The following is a 17,107-nucleotide window of genomic DNA, read 5'->3' as shown; positions in this document are numbered from 1 at the left end:
GGTTAATGTATACCTAAATAAATGTAAACTAAAAAAATGTTATGGTTACAGACACTAAAGATCCTTTCAAAGACTATTTTGATTTTTTAGGATTTAGAAAACTTTCTGACCAGCCCAGTAGAATTTTGAGCTCTATAAGAAAGTATTCTGGTACTATATCAATAGCAAGTACCATTGCTACTCTTATAGCATTTACTGCCTTTTCTATTCAGCCTGTTACAGTAAGTATTGCTGGGTTTACGTTCACGCCAGCACCTCTTGCCTTTATTCCTCTTGCAGTTCTCTTATTTACTGCTGTTATAAACTTTATAAATACACAAAAAATAAAAGAGAATGAGATAGATAAAAAAGTAGGAAACTATCAAGTTGATGAACAGTACAGCCAGATTGTTCAAGAAGCCGAAAAAATTGAAATTGTAACAAATTTAGATCGTAAGAGGAAAAAGCTTTCAATAGTTTTACCAATTTCTAAGAACCTGTTCATAATCTTTTAAGGAGTAAAGAAGTGAAAGCAAGAACGACCATTTGTAAGCTAGTGTTGAGTTTCCGCTCGCAATTTTTCCACAAACGCCTACATTTTTCCAACCAAGCAAAAGAGCGCTCAACAACCCATCTCTTTGGCAGTACAACAAAGGTGTGTAATTCACTTCGCTTTATTACTTCGACCGTCGAACCAATAGTTGCTTTTATTTGTGTTGCAAAATTTTCTCCAGTGTAGCCTGCATCAACAAGTATATTTTTAACTTCAGAGAGTTTTTCTTTAGCATTTTCGACCATTTTCATGGCACTGCTGCGGTCGGTTGCTTCTGCCGTTGTTACATAAATCGCGTGTGGTAAACCTTGTGTATCTACTGCAATATGGCGCTTTATTCCTGAAATTTTTTTACCTGCATCGTAGCCCTTATTTTCAGCAGTATCTGCATTTTTTACGCTCTGAGCATCAATTATACAAAAACTAGTTCTTTCTTTCCGACCATTGCTGATACGTGTCTCTCCAACTAATTTTTTTTAATACACGCTCCAAAGTACTTTCTGTATCTTCGCTTGGTTTTTCACTCCATTTTTTAAAATATTCGTAACAACTTCGCCATTTTGGAAAATCTTTTGGCAGCATTCTCCACTGACAGGCACTTTTTAGGACGTACAGCACTGCACAAAATACATCATACAAATCAAGTTTTCTTGGTTTTGTTTTCTTCCTACTACTCTCCAGAATTGATCTGATTTTTTCAAATTGTTCTCGACTTATGTCACTTGGGTATAAATTTCTCATATATCCTTATTCATATACATCATCTCATAGTTTATCACTTTTTTGAGATTATGAACAGGTTCTAAGACGCAGAGAGAAATACTAGAAGATATAAAAGCAGAAAATAGAAATAGGATTTTCTTGTTTACTGGATCATATGTATTTGGTGCTATTATAGTAGTTTCAGCAATATCACAATCCATTAATGCTCCAATAATATTAATAGCTTTATTAGTCGCTATTCTTTTATGCATCATATCAACACTTAGCAATCTAATAAGTAATAGCGTAGATCATGAAAATCATACTATTAGAAACCACAGTACTTTAGGTCTTCTACTTCCATACTGGTCTGGAAAGGGCATGGTTGTATCAGTAATAGAAAATAAGCTTGGTAAAAAGGAAAATGAACTAATATCTCTAATGAAAGAACTACTTAGTCCGCTTTGCAACTCATTTGACAGTAACCTTAAAAAAGCTTGCGATTTACTTGATAATAGTCTTTTAAAGCCTGCAAATATTAACATTAAAGAAACGCTTGATCACCTAAAAAAAATCAGAGAAGATTTAGATTGGCTACATGCAGAAATTTCAGAAGTTTTAAACAACACTAAAGAATTGACAAAAAAAGCACATTCACTAGATATTGAAGGTACTTTTTCTAGGTTAGAGAATGCTATTAAAATTGCTGAAGATAAGATTGAACGATTTGAACCAAGCCGCTTTGTAGGCTGGCTTCAATCAACTACGCAGTCTAATAATAACGAGTTCCTTAGCATGCTAAAAAAGTTAAAAGAGGAAAAAACGGAATTGAAGGAGCAATTAAACGTAGTAAGGAATGAATTAGAAGAAATAAAAAAGAAGCAAGCTCAACCAAGTACGCCTGATTTAGAAGCTAACAATGGAAATAATACTAATAAATTATTAGTATTAGAAAATAAAGTCAAAGAACTACGTGACACAGTTAGAAAGTTAGAGCTGGAAGCAGAACAAAATAAGCTGCAGCAAAAGAAGGAAAAGTTAGAGCAAAAAAAACCTGAACAAGAAAAAACAGATGAATGGAAAGAAAAAATCAATGGCAACCCAAGTGAATTTTTATATTATTTATTAGAATCTATTAAGCTGGAAGAAAAAGATAATAAAGAAAAAAAGGTTGAGGCAACATTACGGAATTTTGATAATAAAGTTACAATCCGTTGGAAAGATGGCTTTAAGACAACTTGCCATATTAAAAAACAAGGTGATCTTCCTAGTACAAAAGTTGATTTTGTAGATCAAAATATTCAAGCAGCATTTGCAGTAGCTTGCACGGGGTAGTTGTTATAGACCACTCAGTAGTAACCTTAAGTGTTAATAATGATAAGGAGAAATTAAGGCTAGATATCTACATAGCTGCAAAGTGCAACATATCACGCAGTAAAGCGCAAAGATTGATACAGAGTAAACAAGTAAAACTACTTGATGATCCCATAATTAACAACAATCATATAGTAAAGCCAGGTGAGGAGTATATAGTACATCTCGTTCAACCTGATATATTCACATCAATTGAGTCTAATTATGACATAAAACTTGATATTATCTATGAAGATGAGGACATTATAGTTCTAAATAAACAAAGTGGATTAACAGTGCATCCTGGTGCTGGAACAAACAATGATACGCTTTTGAACGCAGTTATCGCTCACCTTGGTAAAATCCCATACAGCTACGTAAGACCAGGAATCGTTCATAGACTCGATAAAGATACTAGTGGGCTAATGGTAATTGCAAAAAATGAAGCAGCCCATAGTTTTTTGTCTGAATTGTTATCGAATCGCAAAATAAAGCGGGAATACTTAGCAGTAGTTTGGGGAACATTATCTTCCCAGCAGGGAACTATAGAAACTAACATTGCTCCAAAGCGTGGTAATAAAGAAATGATGTGTGTAACAAAAATCACAGGCAAATTAGCAATCACTCACTATTTAGTGCAAAAAGTTATAGGACAAGTAAGCCTGGTTAAATGCACTTTAGAGACAGGCAGAACACACCAAATTCGAGTCCACATGAGCCACATAGGGCATTCCATAGTTGGTGACCAAGTTTATGGAAAAAATAGTAGTAAAAGTGCAAAATATGCTAAAAACTCTAGTTTTATTCGTAATTTCAATAGACAAGCACTACATGCTTATACACTGGGCTTATATCACCCAAAAAGTAAGGAATACATGGAATTTGTCTCTGATTTACCGCAAGATATAAAAACTTTAATTGGTGAGTTTGACAACATATCTTAATAACATTCGTATTAACCTGTCAATATTATCATCCATGTTATCAGGAAGTTAATTAATGAAAGAAAAACTGCTGCACTGCCTAGATCTTTCACCTTTTTTGAAAGTATGTGTTGTTCACTGGAAATACGCTCAATTGTCGTTTCAAAAGCAGTGTTAACAATTTCCACAATTAACACCAGGAATAGACTGCTTATCATTACTGCACGTTCTAGATTACTTACATCCAAAACAAACAAAATTGAGACACATACTATAAAAAGCAGTAACTCCTGTCTGAACGCAATTTCTGATATAAACCCCAGTTATGGATTAACCAACGAAGTAAAGCTGAGAAATACAGGGCTTTTTCGATTGCATTGAATAAGAAATGAGGGTAGAAAAAATATGTACCAAGAAATTTACTGTGGATCTATGCCGAGTGTGCTCAAGTTCAAATTTGTTTTTTAGGCAGCCAAAAACCGTTTCAACAATCGATCTTTTCCCTAGTAAAATCTTCTCTTTCAGCGAAATCAGTGCATTTTTCATACCTTTTTTCACTTTAGTGACGAGTTTTAGACCTCTATCGAATAGTTTCTCAAAGAGCTCTTTCTTTATATAGCCCTTATCTCCAAACAAAAGTCCAGTTAGTTTTTTGGTTAGAGTTGGTACAGGTTTTCTGTCATCGACGTTACCTCTGGTTAGCGTAACACCTTGAATTTCACCTATTTCATTGATTACTACATGTAATTTAAAACCAAAAAACCAGCCGTAAGTATTCTTTCCTAACTCTGCTAATCCTTTGAAAACCTTATTTCTTGAGATTCTTTTTCGATGGCATACTGCTATTGAAGTAGAATCTATGTAGGAAATCCCGGTCATTTTTGCTTGTTCACAAAACCATTGCAAAAGTAATGCTAAATACCACAAAACTCGCGGCTTTAAGGCAATAAATCTGTGATATGAAGGCAGCTTTGAAAACTCTGATCTATAGAATAACTGAAGATAACAAAGATAAAAAGCCTTGAAGTTTTTACATGGTGATTTATGGTATAATAGGATTATGGTTAGAATTTCTGAGTGCGCTATTTCTGGTACTCTGGTTGGTTTTTTGCCGTTTGATAAGAACCTATTTGCAAAATTATCATCTACCGCACGACAAAAATCCTCGACGCAACAGTACAGTTCTGTAATATCTTTCTTCATGTGTAACCTCTTATTATTACTAAAATACTCGAGTTTACCCTGTTTCCCTCTTCTTAGTTATACTTTTATCTATTTTCTAATCCATAACTGAGGTATATAAACCCCAGTTATGGATTAACCAACGAAGTAAAGCTGAGAAATACAGGGCTTTTTCGATTGCATTGAATAAGAAATGAGGGTAGAAAAAATATGTACCAAGAAATTTACTGTGGATCTATGCCGAGTGTGCTCAAGTTCAAATTTGTTTTTTAGGCAGCCAAAAACCGTTTCAACAATCGATCTTTTCCCTAGTAAAATCTTCTCTTTCAGCGAAATCAGTGCATTTTTCATACCTTTTTTCACTTTAGTGACGAGTTTTAGACCTCTATCGAATAGTTTCTCAAAGAGCTCTTTCTTTATATAGCCCTTATCTCCAAACAAAAGTCCAGTTAGTTTTTTGGTTAGAGTTGGTACAGGTTTTCTGTCATCGACGTTACCTCTGGTTAGCGTAACACCTTGAATTTCACCTATTTCATTGATTACTACATGTAATTTAAAACCAAAAAACCAGCCGTAAGTATTCTTTCCTAACTCTGCTAATCCTTTGAAAACCTTATTTCTTGAGATTCTTTTTCGATGGCATACTGCTATTGAAGTAGAATCTATGTAGGAAATCCCGGTCATTTTTGCTTGTTCACAAAACCATTGCAAAAGTAATGCTAAATACCACAAAACTCGCGGCTTTAAGGCAATAAATCTGTGATATGAAGGCAGCTTTGAAAACTCTGATCTATAGAATAACTGAAGATAACAAAGATAAAAAGCCTTGAAGTTTTTACATGGTGATTTATGGTATAATAGGATTATGGTTAGAATTTCTGAGTGCGCTATTTCTGGTACTCTGGTTGGTTTTTTGCCGTTTGATAAGAACCTATTTGCAAAATTATCATCTACCGCACGACAAAAATCCTCGACGCAACAGTACAGTTCTGTAATATCTTTCTTCATGTGTAACCTCTTATTATTACTAAAATACTCGAGTTTACCCTGTTTCCCTCTTCTTAGTTATACTTTTATCTATTTTCTAATCCATAACTGAGGTATATAAAAGCTGATTTTATTCCTTCACAAGAGTATTGAATTGCTTTTATTAGACGAATAATGCCCTTCTTCATTATTACTCACAAAACCCTTTAATCAAAATTTTAACTCATTTGGATTTGCTACACCATATAACATTTTTATCATTCGTTCACCTTATTGGTTTTGAAATTAAGATTTATTGCAACTACAATAAGTACTCTTGTTATCACATTTTGGTGTTAAGTCAGGATAGAACGTGAGTATAGCATCATTCTTTCTTACAAACACTGATCAACTATGTTTTTAAAAATTTTTTTATTTGTGTAATTTTGCAAATTATATGGGCAATAAAAACCCGTTTGTCATAGAAATAGAATTTTATATCGACATCTACCACAGCAATTTCTGCTTAAGCTAATGAATATGTGAATAAGTACTTTAAGTCTGTGTGAACGTACTTATTCACAATATTCATTGCAGTTACTGCTGTGTAAGTTTTTAAATATTTAAATTAATTGCTTCTTTAAGCCTTGTATTAGCAATTACTATAATTTTACGCATTAGAGCTGTTATAGCTACCATCTTCTTCTTACCACTTTCAACAAGCTTAAAATAAAAGGCGCCAAGTATAGATTTTGACCTTGTGGCAGCCATAGCGGCTGTAAAGAGCTTTGAACGAACGTTACTTCTACCACCTGTAATCCTTCGATAACCAACAGCTTTACCACTTTCTTTTGGATGCGGTGCAACTCCGGCAAGACTTGCTACTTCTTTTCTGTTTAAGTAACCAAGCTCTGGCATTAAACACAAAAAATCTTGTGATAACTTTTTACCTATTCCAGGAACTGTTTTAAGAATTTTTTGGCGTTGTTGTAATTCGCGGCTTTCATCAATAATCTTTTGTATAGTATCATTGAGTTCGTTTATTTGACTATCGAAAAACTCAATGGTCTTTTGACAGCTTTCTTTTATATGATCATTTTCCGGTGCTTCAAGTCTGCATTTTTCTTGAGTTCTCATTTGCGTAATATCATCACGACGTTGACAAAGTGCAGCCAAAGTTGATTGTTCTTTAGAGGTAGGTACAAATAAAGAGAGAGTTCTATGGCGTTCAAATCCATATTGAGCAAGAGCTCTTGCATCTGATCTATCAGACTTTGCTAAAGTTCCGTGAGATAAAATAAAGCTTTTTACTTTACGAGTATTAGCTCGATGCACAGCAATATTTTTGTCGGTAAGAAAATGTGATAAGCCAAGCTCATATTTCCCTGTATTTTCTAAAGTCACTAAAGAATTAGGTAGAATATCTGAAAACTCTTGAAGCAATTGTTGCCAACCAGAAGCATTATTATCAAATTCGACAGCATTCTTCTGTTTGTGAATTGCGACGACATTTTTAAATTTTCCGATGTCAATGCCAATAAAATTTTGATAAGATGTAACCATAATAAACCTCGATAGTTTTAGTTAATTTAAGATTGTAAACGGGTGCATATATATGTCCCAAACAACTATTCAAACGTATCGAGAGATAGGGCTAGTGTACCCTGATCAGTACGGTTGTAATACCAATTTCCTCCCGGTCGCACACGCCCATGATAACTCTATTCCTATAGTGAGTAGAGTTATCTTTCTCTCTTATCTCTTTTATATCACGTTTTTAACTTACAATTATCTTCCATTTTATATAGGCATATTCCATCTTTTCCTAATTCCTTAAACGCCTTAGTTGCAGAAATTATCGGCATGAAGATTATATGCATATCCATTTGGGCATTTAACTTTTACTTCTCCATCCTTACCTAAATATTTCATTCCAAATGTATAAACTGGCGGCTTAATATCTGATTTATTGCATAGGATTCCAAATTGCACCTGCCCATTTATCTTCTTGAGCTTCAACATATCTACCTACAAAATGCATACCACCTAATTTATCGTTTGGCTCACCACAAAAAATATGTCCAAACCCTATAGTTTCTTTTTCAGTTCCGCTTGGAGTAAACCAAATGTTAGCCAGTTCGTCTTTAAATAACTCCAAGTTTGCATTTGGTGTAATCACTTATATATTCCTTTCACTACTTCTTGATGCTGCGGACAACTAAGTAAAATTTTGAAATCTTCTTTATCTGGATGCGCTCCGCAATCTCCACAAACTTTCAACACTCCTCTATCGAAGTCAGTTAATTCTGGAAACGGTGGCTGGTTGTGAACTGAAAAATGGTTCAAAATTATTTTCTTCTACATAGCTGGTGTGAAAATAATGATCCTTAATATAAAAAATAAATCCTATTATTGGTATTATTAAACACAAAATTAGTTTAACTGTCTTCGACATAATCACGTTCACAAAAAAGCTAGCTTACAAGAAACAATTTAAAAAAGTTTTAATCTAATCATTTTTGCAGAGCAGCAACTCCCGGCATTTCATCACCACTTAACCAATCTAAAAATGCTCCTCCACCAGTGGAAACATATGTAAAATCCTTATCGGTAAAGCCTGCAGCGCTTATTGCAGATAGACTATCACCTCCCCCTATTATGCTGGTTAATTTTCCTTTGTGCGTTAAGTCACTTACGACTTTCATTACCCCTATTGTACCACTTGCAAAAGCTGAATGTTCAAAAACACCAATAGGTCCATTCCACAGCAGAGTCTTACTGCTTGCTATTATACTGCTTATTGTACTCAAAGTTTGTGGTCCGATGTCCAAAATTATATCACCGTCCAAAATGGACTCAGTTTCTCTTGAAATACTAGTGCTGTAATCAGAGTTTACTGCAACCAGAACGTCTTCTGGCACAACTATTTTGCAATTGTTTTTATTTGCTGTTTCAACAATATTATGTAGAAGGTCGTCAACACCATTTTGAAAGAAAGATTTTCCTATATTTACTTTGCTAAATGACAAAAAATTATTAGCAATTGCACCACCGAGAATTAGGTAATCAACCTTTTCTGTTAGCTTCATAAGCACTTTTATCTTAGTTGACATTTTGGCTCCCCCAACTATCGCAGTAATAGGTTTAGCTTTAAATGATATGGCCTTTTCAAGATACTTTAGCTCATCTTGCAAACAAAATCCTGCATAGGAGGGTAAAAATTCTGTAATGCGTGAAATAGAAGCGTGAGCTCTGTGAGAGGAAGAAAATGCATCATTTACATATATATCCGCCAGAGATGCTAGTTGTTTGGCAAAATTTGCGTCATTTTGCTCTTCTTCTTTATAAAACCTCAGATTCTCTAGTAATATTATATCTCCTGCATCCATAGCACTCACTGCTTTTTGCACTTTTTCACCAACGCAATCATCAATGAATTTCACTTTTTTATTTAGTAACTGCGATAAAGTGTCAATTACATTTTTTAGCGACAGATTATTGTCTCTGGCCTTTGGGCGTCCGAAATGCGATATAATAATAATCTTTGCACTTGCATTCACTAAATACTGAGTAGTAGGCAATGCTCTCAAAATACGAGTGACGTCACGAATTTCTCCATCTTTTATAGGAACATTAAAGTCAACTCTGAGTAAGACGGTTTTATTGTGAAGATCACAATTTTCTATACTGGGTATATTCATTGTAAAACTAAAGCTATAAAGCCACTATACAGCAGTTTGACCCAAAGTAAAGTTTTGAGTTTACGAACGTTTAAGAAAATTTGCATGCCAAACGCTGGAATGACAAGCGTAATACCATCTCTTAGCCCTTACTATTGCCCACAAATATAAATGTACTTATAAATAAAGTATTACAATATTAGAGTTTGCAAATATTGAGGGTATAAAAATGGCAAATGAGAGTAATGAATGGGCTAAAAATGAATTTGGAGATGCTGTACTTGAAGATAAAAGATTAACTAGTAAATATTTGGTATCTGTTCAGGGGAGTGGCTAATGTGCAAATATTGAAGCAAAGTGCGTGACACACAGCTGTACGAACATTTGTTTGCAAAGGTAATTTGCACAACAAATGGTGTCATTCCAGTCTGGAATCCAGATACGATTTCATCATATAAATCTTTCCATTCTTGATTTGTTTTTTCAATTAAGTTTATTTTCCATTTTCTCTGCCAGCTTTTTAGACCTCAGTTATGGATTAGAAAATAGATAAAAGTATAACTAAGAAGAGGGAAACAGGGTAAACTCGAGTATTTTAGTAATAATAAGAGGTTACCCATGAAGAAAGATATTACAGAACTGTACTGTTGCGTCGAGGATTTTTGTCGTGCGGTAGATGATAATTTTGCAAATAGGTTCTTATCAAACGGCAAAAAACCAACCAGAGTACCAGAAATAGCGCACTCAGAAATTCTAACCATAATCCTATTATACCATAAATCACCATGTAAAAACTTCAAGGCTTTTTATCTTTGTTATCTTCAGTTATTCTATAGATCAGAGTTTTCAAAGCTGCCTTCATATCACAGATTTATTGCCTTAAAGCCGCGAGTTTTGTGGTATTTAGCATTACTTTTGCAATGGTTTTGTGAACAAGCAAAAATGACCGGGATTTCCTACATAGATTCTACTTCAATAGCAGTATGCCATCGAAAAAGAATCTCAAGAAATAAGGTTTTCAAAGGATTAGCAGAGTTAGGAAAGAATACTTACGGCTGGTTTTTTGGTTTTAAATTACATGTAGTAATCAATGAAATAGGTGAAATTCAAGGTGTTACGCTAACCAGAGGTAACGTCGATGACAGAAAACCTGTACCAACTCTAACCAAAAAACTAACTGGACTTTTGTTTGGAGATAAGGGCTATATAAAGAAAGAGCTCTTTGAGAAACTATTCGATAGAGGTCTAAAACTCGTCACTAAAGTGAAAAAAGGTATGAAAAATGCACTGATTTCGCTGAAAGAGAAGATTTTACTAGGGAAAAGATCGATTGTTGAAACGGTTTTTGGCTGCCTAAAAAACAAATTTGAACTTGAGCACACTCGGCATAGATCCACAGTAAATTTCTTGGTACATATTTTTTCTACCCTCATTTCTTATTCAATGCAATCGAAAAAGCCCTGTATTTCTCAGCTTTACTTCGTTGGTTAATCCATAACTGGGGTTTTAGAAGCTTTTCTTTACTAATTGCTAAATTTATGTCTTGAAACTCCTCAAAGTAGACTAATTTACTAACATTTTACTTTGACGTGAAACTGGAAATGGCTTTGCTTTTATGCTCCCAAATTCGTTTAATTATAGTACTTTTCATAATAGTCCAAATAAGGTAAAATAAGGATTTGTAGTAGTGAAGGTAGGTATGCCAGCAGCATATAGTTATGACTTAAGGAAAAAAGCAATGGAAGCTCTAGACGAGGGAGAAAGCAGAGAAACAGTGGCAGCAAGATTTAAAATTGGACGAACTACTTTGTGGGAGTGGCAGCAAAGAAGAAAAGAAACAGGTGACTTTCAATCAAAAAAACTTGGAAATGGAGGTTACAATCACAAAATTACCGACTGGGATGCCTTTGCTAAATTTGCCAGAGAAAACGGAGGAAAGACTCTATTGGAAATGGCTAAACTTTGGAGCAACGTTAGTATCCAAACTATCCACCGAGCCCTGAAAAAAATTGGATTTACACGCAAAAAAAGACCTATGGGTACAAGGAAAGAAGCGAAGAAAAACGTGCTAAATTCTTGAAAATTATAGCAACAAAAGAACCTAAAAACTTAGTGTATATAGATGAGTCTGGCATTGACAACACTGAAGACTACCCCTATGGATATTGTCAGAAGGGACAGCGGTTTTATGCCCTAAAATCTGGGAAGAAAACTCAACGAATCAGTATGATTGCAGCTTTAAGTGAAAGAAAAATAGTTGCTCCATTAACCTTTGAACCTCAGTTATGGATTAGAAAATAGATAAAAGTATAACTAAGAAGAGGGAAACAGGGTAAACTCGAGTATTTTAGTAATAATAAGAGGTTACCCATGAAGAAAGATATTACAGAACTGTACTGTTGCGTCGAGGATTTTTGTCGTGCGGTAGATGATAATTTTGCAAATAGGTTCTTATCAAACGGCAAAAAACCAACCAGAGTACCAGAAATAGCGCACTCAGAAATTCTAACCATAATCCTATTATACCATAAATCACCATGTAAAAACTTCAAGGCTTTTTATCTTTGTTATCTTCAGTTATTCTATAGATCAGAGTTTTCAAAGCTGCCTTCATATCACAGATTTATTGCCTTAAAGCCGCGAGTTTTGTGGTATTTAGCATTACTTTTGCAATGGTTTTGTGAACAAGCAAAAATGACCGGGATTTCCTACATAGATTCTACTTCAATAGCAGTATGCCATCGAAAAAGAATCTCAAGAAATAAGGTTTTCAAAGGATTAGCAGAGTTAGGAAAGAATACTTACGGCTGGTTTTTTGGTTTTAAATTACATGTAGTAATCAATGAAATAGGTGAAATTCAAGGTGTTACGCTAACCAGAGGTAACGTCGATGACAGAAAACCTGTACCAACTCTAACCAAAAAACTAACTGGACTTTTGTTTGGAGATAAGGGCTATATAAAGAAAGAGCTCTTTGAGAAACTATTCGATAGAGGTCTAAAACTCGTCACTAAAGTGAAAAAAGGTATGAAAAATGCACTGATTTCGCTGAAAGAGAAGATTTTACTAGGGAAAAGATCGATTGTTGAAACGGTTTTTGGCTGCCTAAAAAACAAATTTGAACTTGAGCACACTCGGCATAGATCCACAGTAAATTTCTTGGTACATATTTTTTCTACCCTCATTTCTTATTCAATGCAATCGAAAAAGCCCTGTATTTCTCAGCTTTACTTCGTTGGTTAATCCATAACTGGGGTTTTGAAGGCCACTGTAATATGGATATTTTTAATGGATGGTTTGAGCAATTTTTGATACCGACCTTGGAACCTGGACAAACTGTCATTCTTGACAATGCTACTTTTCATAAGTCTGATAAGATCATTAAGCTTGCTAAAGGGATTGGTGCAGAAATTTTGTATCTGCCACCGTATTCTCCAGATTTTAACAAAATTGAACATCATTGGTTTGCTATAAAAAACAGAGTCAGGAAAAACATTCCTCTATTCAAGTCTTTTCGTCATGCTGTTGATTCTGCCTTTCTATGATCTGTTCGGATTATTATGAGAAGTGCTATAAATTTGACGTTATACCTATATACAGGGTCCCATTTTGTTCACTTGCAAGTATATAAACATAATAACTTTTCATACATAGTAACCTGGATCCCAGACTGGGATGACAAGAAAGGGAGCACTGGAATTTTTGTTTCAATATTTGTACATGAGCCATGCATCTGAACAGATACAAGTTTTCTTTGAAAGACAGATATAGGAAGACCAGGGTATCTACTTTAAGCTCTCTACATTCCTTAACTTGACGCGTATGCTTTTTTGAACATTCCCAAACGGGTTTTCCAGCACTTCTCTCTTATAATTCACGTGTTTAAGAATGACTTCTGCTAAACCTTTACTAATTCCAGGTACGTTTTGAATTTCAGCTAGAGAAGCTTTGCTTATGTTCTTCACTGAACCAAAATAAGACATCAACGCCTTTTTTCTTTTGTTGCCAATGCCTGGTATTTCGCTTAATTGTGAAACTATAAACTGTTTATCACGTTTTTTTCTGTGCGCAGTTATTGCAAAACGGTGAACTTCATTACGCAGCAATTGTAAGTAAAGCATAACTTTGCTGTCATTCGCCAAACTGAATTCTTCCCTGCCCAGCATATAAAATCTTTCATTTCCTGCGTTACGATCATGACCTTTTGCCATACAAGCAAAAGGAACGTTTATATTCAATATTTCTAGTACATTCTGTACTATGGAAACATGTCCTGGCCCACCATCAATCAGTAAAAAATCAGGTATTATGCCTTTTATATTGCCGGAGAAACGTCTGGTTAGCACTTCCCTCATCATTTTATAGTCATCGCCTGAAAATTTTTCCTTTATAGTAAATTTCCTGTACTCACTTTTTAAAAAACCCTCCTGCCCTGCAACAACCATTACACCAATTTGTTGATTTCCAAATATATGGCTATTGTCATAAACCTCAATACGCTTTGGAATGTTTGGTAACAAGAAGATCTTGCTAAGCTCTTCAAGCTTTTCTAGGTTATTTCTATAATCGATAAGCTTCTGCTCTAAGCTATGCTGAGAGTTATCATAAACAAATTTCAATAAATCACGCTCTTTTTTATTCTTTGCATGCAGAACTTTTACTGGCTTTTGAGCAACCTTATATAGTGCTTGTTCTATAATTTCCTTATCCACAATAGAATCTGGAACGTAAATTTGTATTGGAGGTATGTTAGCTGAATTATAAAAATTGACCAAAAAGGTGGATAAAATTTCATCATTTGAGTGATCACCACAGTTCTCGGCAAAGTAAGGAGTGCTGCCGTAGTTGTCTTTATTTCTGAACGATAACACACTAATACATGCTAGATCCTCTTCACGTACAATACTGAAGAAATCTGCATCTTTTTCAAAAGAAAAATCCGTGTGCTGTATTTGAATTTGCTCAAGAAACTTTACCCGATCTCTATATATAGCAGCAAGCTCATAGTTTTCTTCACTGCTGCACTTTCTCATTGTGAAAAGTAACTGTTCTTTCACTTCCTTATTTCTTCCAAGCAATGTATTTCGTGCCTGTTTTACTGATTGGCAGTAGTCGTCTTTTGTGATTTTGTTTATGCATGGTGCTGAGCAGCGCTTAATTTGATATTCAATACATGGTCTTTTTGTTGAGGAAAAGTATTGATCTGAACATACTCTTAGGAGAAAAGCTTTTTGCAATGACAATATAGTTTGCTTAACAGCAGCGGCAGATGTAAAGGGACCATAATAATGAAACTCATTCTTCTTAAATTTGCCTCTATATTTTGCTATTCTTGGATAATCGTGCTTGGAAATTGTTATATAAGGATAAAATTTTCCATCCTTGAGCACAATATTATAAAGTGGTTTCAATGATTTTATTAACTGTGCTTCAAGAAGCAGTGCTTCGATTTCATTCTCAGTGATGAATATTTCAACCTTAACAACCTGTGAGAGCATAACTCTAATTCGTTCAGAAAGGTTTTCGAATTGAAGGTAGTCAGATAATCTCGATTTCAAGTTTTTTGCTTTACCAATGTATAAAACTTTATCCTTATCTCCAATCATCTTATACACACCACAAGACTGCGGAGATAATTTTATCTGTTCTTTATATTGCTTGAACATTTATCCATTACTTGACTTGTATGAGGTTAAAATCTGCTACTAAATGAAAGATGGAAACAACACTTGCAAGCAAAGATAATCTGTTTCTTTTTAGCTCATTAGAATCACAGTTAATCTTTACACTGTCCATAAATTGATTGATAAATGGAGCAAAACCAGCAAGCTCATCAAGTGCTGCATTAAAGTGGTTATTTTTTATTGCTTGTTTTATGTTTTTACAAGCAGTTATAGCACAATTTGATAGCGCAATTTCTTCATTTTCAATCAAAAACCTCTTACCGTAAGATGCACTATAAGTAGTGCCATCACTTTTCCTTACTTTGCTCATCATGTTACTGACTCTTTTGTAAGTGCTTAGAACCTGTTCACCTTCTGGCGTACTAAGATAACGATCCAATATAACAGTTTGCTTTTCTGCTGTCAGCAGATCATTAATATCGATTTTATATAGTATTGAATCTACAATATCTTGCCTTATATTTCTATTTTTTAAAATAACCTTGAATCTTTCTAAGCAGAATTTAAATACTAGTTCTGAAATTTGTTTTCTATTTGGCTTATCAACTGACGTTGTATTTTTATTAAATAGAAGCCTTGAATATAAAGATATTGACTTGTCTATCATTAGCCTAATTGGAATATGCAAATTATTTTCAAGTATTGTCCTAATTATACCAATTGTCATTCTCCGCAAACCAAACTGATCATACGAACCAGAGATTTTCTCACCTGCTGCAATTAAACCAACTAAGCTATCCACTTTGTCAGCAATTGACACAGCAATTGCTGAAGGGGATTTAGGACATTCCTGCTCTGGCCCGATTGGCTTATAGTGTTCAGTTATAGCTTCCACTATTTCTTTATCTTCGTGAAAATAAGAAGCATAATATCCACCCATTACTCCTTGTAATTCTGGAAACTCTCTTACTATCGATGTTGCCAAATCAGCTTTTGCCAAATATGCAGCACGTTCAACTTTTATCAGCGAAGCATGTGGAATAAATATAGCTATATACTTTGACAGAGCTGTAATACGCTTCACCTTTTCCCCCACGCTGCCAAGTGAAGCATGAAATAATATCGAACCTAATTTTTTGACATAATAATCTAGATTTTCCTTTTTATCTTGAGATATTAAAAATTGGGCATCAGCAAGACGTGCTTCTAATATTCTTTCGTGTCCTTTAACAACTTCACCATTGTTGACGTTGACAACAGTAACAAAATACGAAATTCTTTGTCCATCACTCAAAGCAAGGTATTTTTGCTGCGTATTAATTATACTAAGAATTACTTCCTTCGGTAATCCAAATGACTTTTCTTGATTCACTTCACCAAACAGTACGATTGGCCACTCTATAAGCCCTGTCAATTCATTTAGTAAATAATCATTTTTCTCAAGTTGTAAATTCTGCTCTTTTGTGAATTTATTAATCTGATCTAGTATAAATCGCTTTCTTTTGTCCAGCTGGAGAATTACGCTGTTTTTTTCTAGCAATTCAAAATAGTCTTTAGGTGCTTTAATAGTTAACGTCGCATCACTTGAGAGAAATCGATGGCCATATGTTGTGTTAGATGCTGTGATCCCTGCAAAAGACACAGGCATTATTTCGTCATTTAAAATACATAAAATGTTTTTAATTGGCCTAACCCACCTTTCTTTTCCTTCGCCCCATCTCATACTTTTTGGCCAAGAAAAATTCTTTAACATCCCTTCTAGTTGATTTTTGAGAAATTCTTTGATGTTAAATGAGCAGCTTTCTCTTTTAATGAAGTAAAAATCTTCATTATTTACTTTTCGAACGAGCAAATCTTCTTCATTTTTCTGATGTTTTCTTAAAAAACCTTCGATAGCACTCTTTGGTGCGTTAACGTTTGGTCCCTTAACTTCGTTATTGGAATCCTTTAGCTCCAAAGCATTTATGTTGTCGACAAATAGGGTAATGCGACGTGCCGTTACAAAAACCTCTATAGATGCAAATCTTAAATTGTTTTTATTAAAAGCACTGGTAATATAACTCTTAACTTGAACTGCAGCTGAATTCTGCATTCTCGGTGGTATTTCTTCTGAAAGGCACTCAAATAATAACTGCAACGACATAC

General features: G+C 34.4%; 12 protein-coding genes and 5 pseudogenes. 7 read left to right on the top strand and 10 right to left on the bottom strand.

Annotated features, from left to right (window positions below; all coding sequences use genetic code 11):
- The first annotated feature begins 41 nt into the window (after nucleotides 1-41).
- Nucleotides 42-494 (top strand): hypothetical protein, encoded by a 453-nt coding sequence (locus NBW39_RS00620; protein ID WP_250295316.1) that lies wholly within the window; start codon nucleotides 42-44, stop codon nucleotides 492-494.
- Here the strand turns inward: NBW39_RS00620 and NBW39_RS00615 are convergent.
- A protein-coding gene (locus NBW39_RS00615) for an IS5 family transposase (protein ID WP_250294670.1) occupies nucleotides 481-1,273 on the bottom strand; the annotation gives its coding sequence in 2 pieces (ribosomal slippage) (nucleotides 481-1,008 and nucleotides 1,010-1,273; 792 coding nt in all). The genes NBW39_RS00620 and NBW39_RS00615 overlap by 14 nt on opposite strands.
- 120 nt (nucleotides 1,274-1,393) lie before the next feature.
- On the opposite strand from NBW39_RS00615, the gene NBW39_RS00610 reads away from it, so the two are divergent.
- Both NBW39_RS00610 and NBW39_RS00605 read left to right on the top strand, forming a co-directional pair.
- Nucleotides 1,394-2,569 (top strand): hypothetical protein, encoded by a 1,176-nt coding sequence (locus tag NBW39_RS00610; protein ID WP_250295315.1) that lies wholly within the window; start codon nucleotides 1,394-1,396, stop codon nucleotides 2,567-2,569.
- Nucleotides 2,557-3,531, top strand: coding sequence for an RluA family pseudouridine synthase (locus NBW39_RS00605; RefSeq protein ID WP_256466301.1), 975 nt, complete (start codon nucleotides 2,557-2,559; stop codon nucleotides 3,529-3,531). Before NBW39_RS00610 ends, NBW39_RS00605 begins: the two co-directional genes overlap by 13 nt.
- A gap of 11 nt (nucleotides 3,532-3,542) precedes the next feature.
- Here the strand turns inward: NBW39_RS00605 and NBW39_RS00600 are convergent, their stop codons facing one another.
- The 7 genes and pseudogenes from NBW39_RS00600 to NBW39_RS00570 form a co-directional block, all read right to left on the bottom strand.
- Entirely contained in the window at nucleotides 3,543-3,815 is a 273-nt protein-coding gene (locus tag NBW39_RS00600; protein WP_256466313.1) for a diacylglycerol kinase, read from the bottom strand.
- A gap of 25 nt (nucleotides 3,816-3,840) precedes the next feature.
- On the bottom strand, nucleotides 3,841-4,713 hold the full coding sequence (locus NBW39_RS00595) for an IS982 family transposase (RefSeq protein ID WP_250294632.1): 873 nt from the start codon (nucleotides 4,711-4,713) through the stop codon (nucleotides 3,841-3,843).
- Between the two features lie 114 nt (nucleotides 4,714-4,827).
- Complete coding sequence (locus tag NBW39_RS00590; RefSeq protein ID WP_250294632.1) at nucleotides 4,828-5,700, bottom strand: IS982 family transposase; 873 nt, start codon at nucleotides 5,698-5,700, stop codon at nucleotides 4,828-4,830.
- Nucleotides 5,701-5,964: 264 nt separating this feature from the next.
- A pseudogene (locus tag NBW39_RS09115) lies at nucleotides 5,965-6,066 on the bottom strand (EndoU domain-containing protein); the annotation flags it as partial.
- A gap of 207 nt (nucleotides 6,067-6,273) precedes the next feature.
- Nucleotides 6,274-7,221 carry an IS110 family RNA-guided transposase gene (locus NBW39_RS00585; RefSeq protein ID WP_250295313.1) on the bottom strand — a complete coding sequence of 316 codons (948 nt, stop codon included), beginning with the start codon at nucleotides 7,219-7,221 and terminating at the stop codon, nucleotides 6,274-6,276.
- Between the two features lie 224 nt (nucleotides 7,222-7,445).
- Nucleotides 7,446-8,113, bottom strand: a pseudogene (locus NBW39_RS09110) (EndoU domain-containing protein); the annotation flags it as partial.
- Nucleotides 8,114-8,171: 58 nt separating this feature from the next.
- Nucleotides 8,172-9,359 (bottom strand): phosphoglycerate kinase, encoded by a 1,188-nt coding sequence (locus NBW39_RS00570; protein WP_250295310.1) that lies wholly within the window; start codon nucleotides 9,357-9,359, stop codon nucleotides 8,172-8,174.
- A 597-nt stretch (nucleotides 9,360-9,956) separates the two neighbouring features.
- On the opposite strand from NBW39_RS00570, the gene NBW39_RS00565 reads away from it, so the two are divergent.
- From NBW39_RS00565 to NBW39_RS00550, 4 genes and pseudogenes are all read left to right on the top strand, one after another.
- A complete protein-coding gene (locus NBW39_RS00565; protein WP_250294632.1) occupies nucleotides 9,957-10,829 on the top strand; it encodes an IS982 family transposase in 873 nt (290 codons plus the stop codon).
- Between the two features lie 208 nt (nucleotides 10,830-11,037).
- Nucleotides 11,038-11,615: pseudogene (locus NBW39_RS00560) on the top strand (IS630 transposase-related protein); the annotation flags it as partial.
- 93 nt (nucleotides 11,616-11,708) lie between these two features.
- On the top strand, nucleotides 11,709-12,581 hold the full coding sequence (locus NBW39_RS00555; RefSeq protein ID WP_250294632.1) for an IS982 family transposase: 873 nt from the start codon (nucleotides 11,709-11,711) through the stop codon (nucleotides 12,579-12,581).
- Nucleotides 12,582-12,595: 14 nt separating this feature from the next.
- A pseudogene (locus NBW39_RS00550) lies at nucleotides 12,596-12,883 on the top strand (transposase); the annotation flags it as partial.
- A 318-nt stretch (nucleotides 12,884-13,201) separates the two neighbouring features.
- Here the strand turns inward: NBW39_RS00550 and uvrC are convergent.
- Together uvrC and glyS are read right to left on the bottom strand one after the other, a co-directional pair.
- Nucleotides 13,202-15,004 (bottom strand): annotated as a pseudogene (gene uvrC / locus NBW39_RS00545) (excinuclease ABC subunit UvrC); the annotation flags it as partial.
- Between the two features lie 7 nt (nucleotides 15,005-15,011).
- Complete coding sequence (gene glyS, locus NBW39_RS00540) at nucleotides 15,012-17,105, bottom strand: glycine--tRNA ligase subunit beta (RefSeq protein ID WP_256466300.1); 2,094 nt, start codon at nucleotides 17,103-17,105, stop codon at nucleotides 15,012-15,014.
- Nucleotides 17,106-17,107 lie beyond the last annotated feature (2 nt).

Origin of the sequence: Wolbachia endosymbiont of Oedothorax gibbosus (assembly GCF_936270435.1) — a bacterium.
In the GTDB taxonomy this organism is placed as follows: Bacteria; Pseudomonadota; Alphaproteobacteria; order Rickettsiales; family Anaplasmataceae; genus Wolbachia.
The sequence above is the reverse complement of the archived record's forward strand: the minus strand, read 5'-3'. Positions and strand labels throughout refer to the sequence as shown.

What these genes read in the sequence shown, in the direction of transcription:
- NBW39_RS00590 (WP_250294632.1), bottom strand. Translation starts at nt 5,700, where the DNA reads ATGAAGAAAGATATTACAGAACTGTACTGTTGCGTCGAGGATTTTTGT.
- NBW39_RS00595 (WP_250294632.1), bottom strand. Translation starts at nt 4,713, where the DNA reads ATGAAGAAAGATATTACAGAACTGTACTGTTGCGTCGAGGATTTTTGT.
- NBW39_RS00555 (WP_250294632.1), top strand. Translation starts at nt 11,709, where the DNA reads ATGAAGAAAGATATTACAGAACTGTACTGTTGCGTCGAGGATTTTTGT.
- NBW39_RS00585 (WP_250295313.1), bottom strand. Translation starts at nt 7,221, where the DNA reads ATGGTTACATCTTATCAAAATTTTATTGGCATTGACATCGGAAAATTT.
- NBW39_RS00565 (WP_250294632.1), top strand. Translation starts at nt 9,957, where the DNA reads ATGAAGAAAGATATTACAGAACTGTACTGTTGCGTCGAGGATTTTTGT.
- NBW39_RS00620 (WP_250295316.1), top strand. Translation starts at nt 42, where the DNA reads ATGGTTACAGACACTAAAGATCCTTTCAAAGACTATTTTGATTTTTTA.
- glyS (WP_256466300.1), bottom strand. Translation starts at nt 17,105, where the DNA reads ATGTCGTTGCAGTTATTATTTGAGTGCCTTTCAGAAGAAATACCACCG.
- NBW39_RS00570 (WP_250295310.1), bottom strand. Translation starts at nt 9,359, where the DNA reads ATGAATATACCCAGTATAGAAAATTGTGATCTTCACAATAAAACCGTC.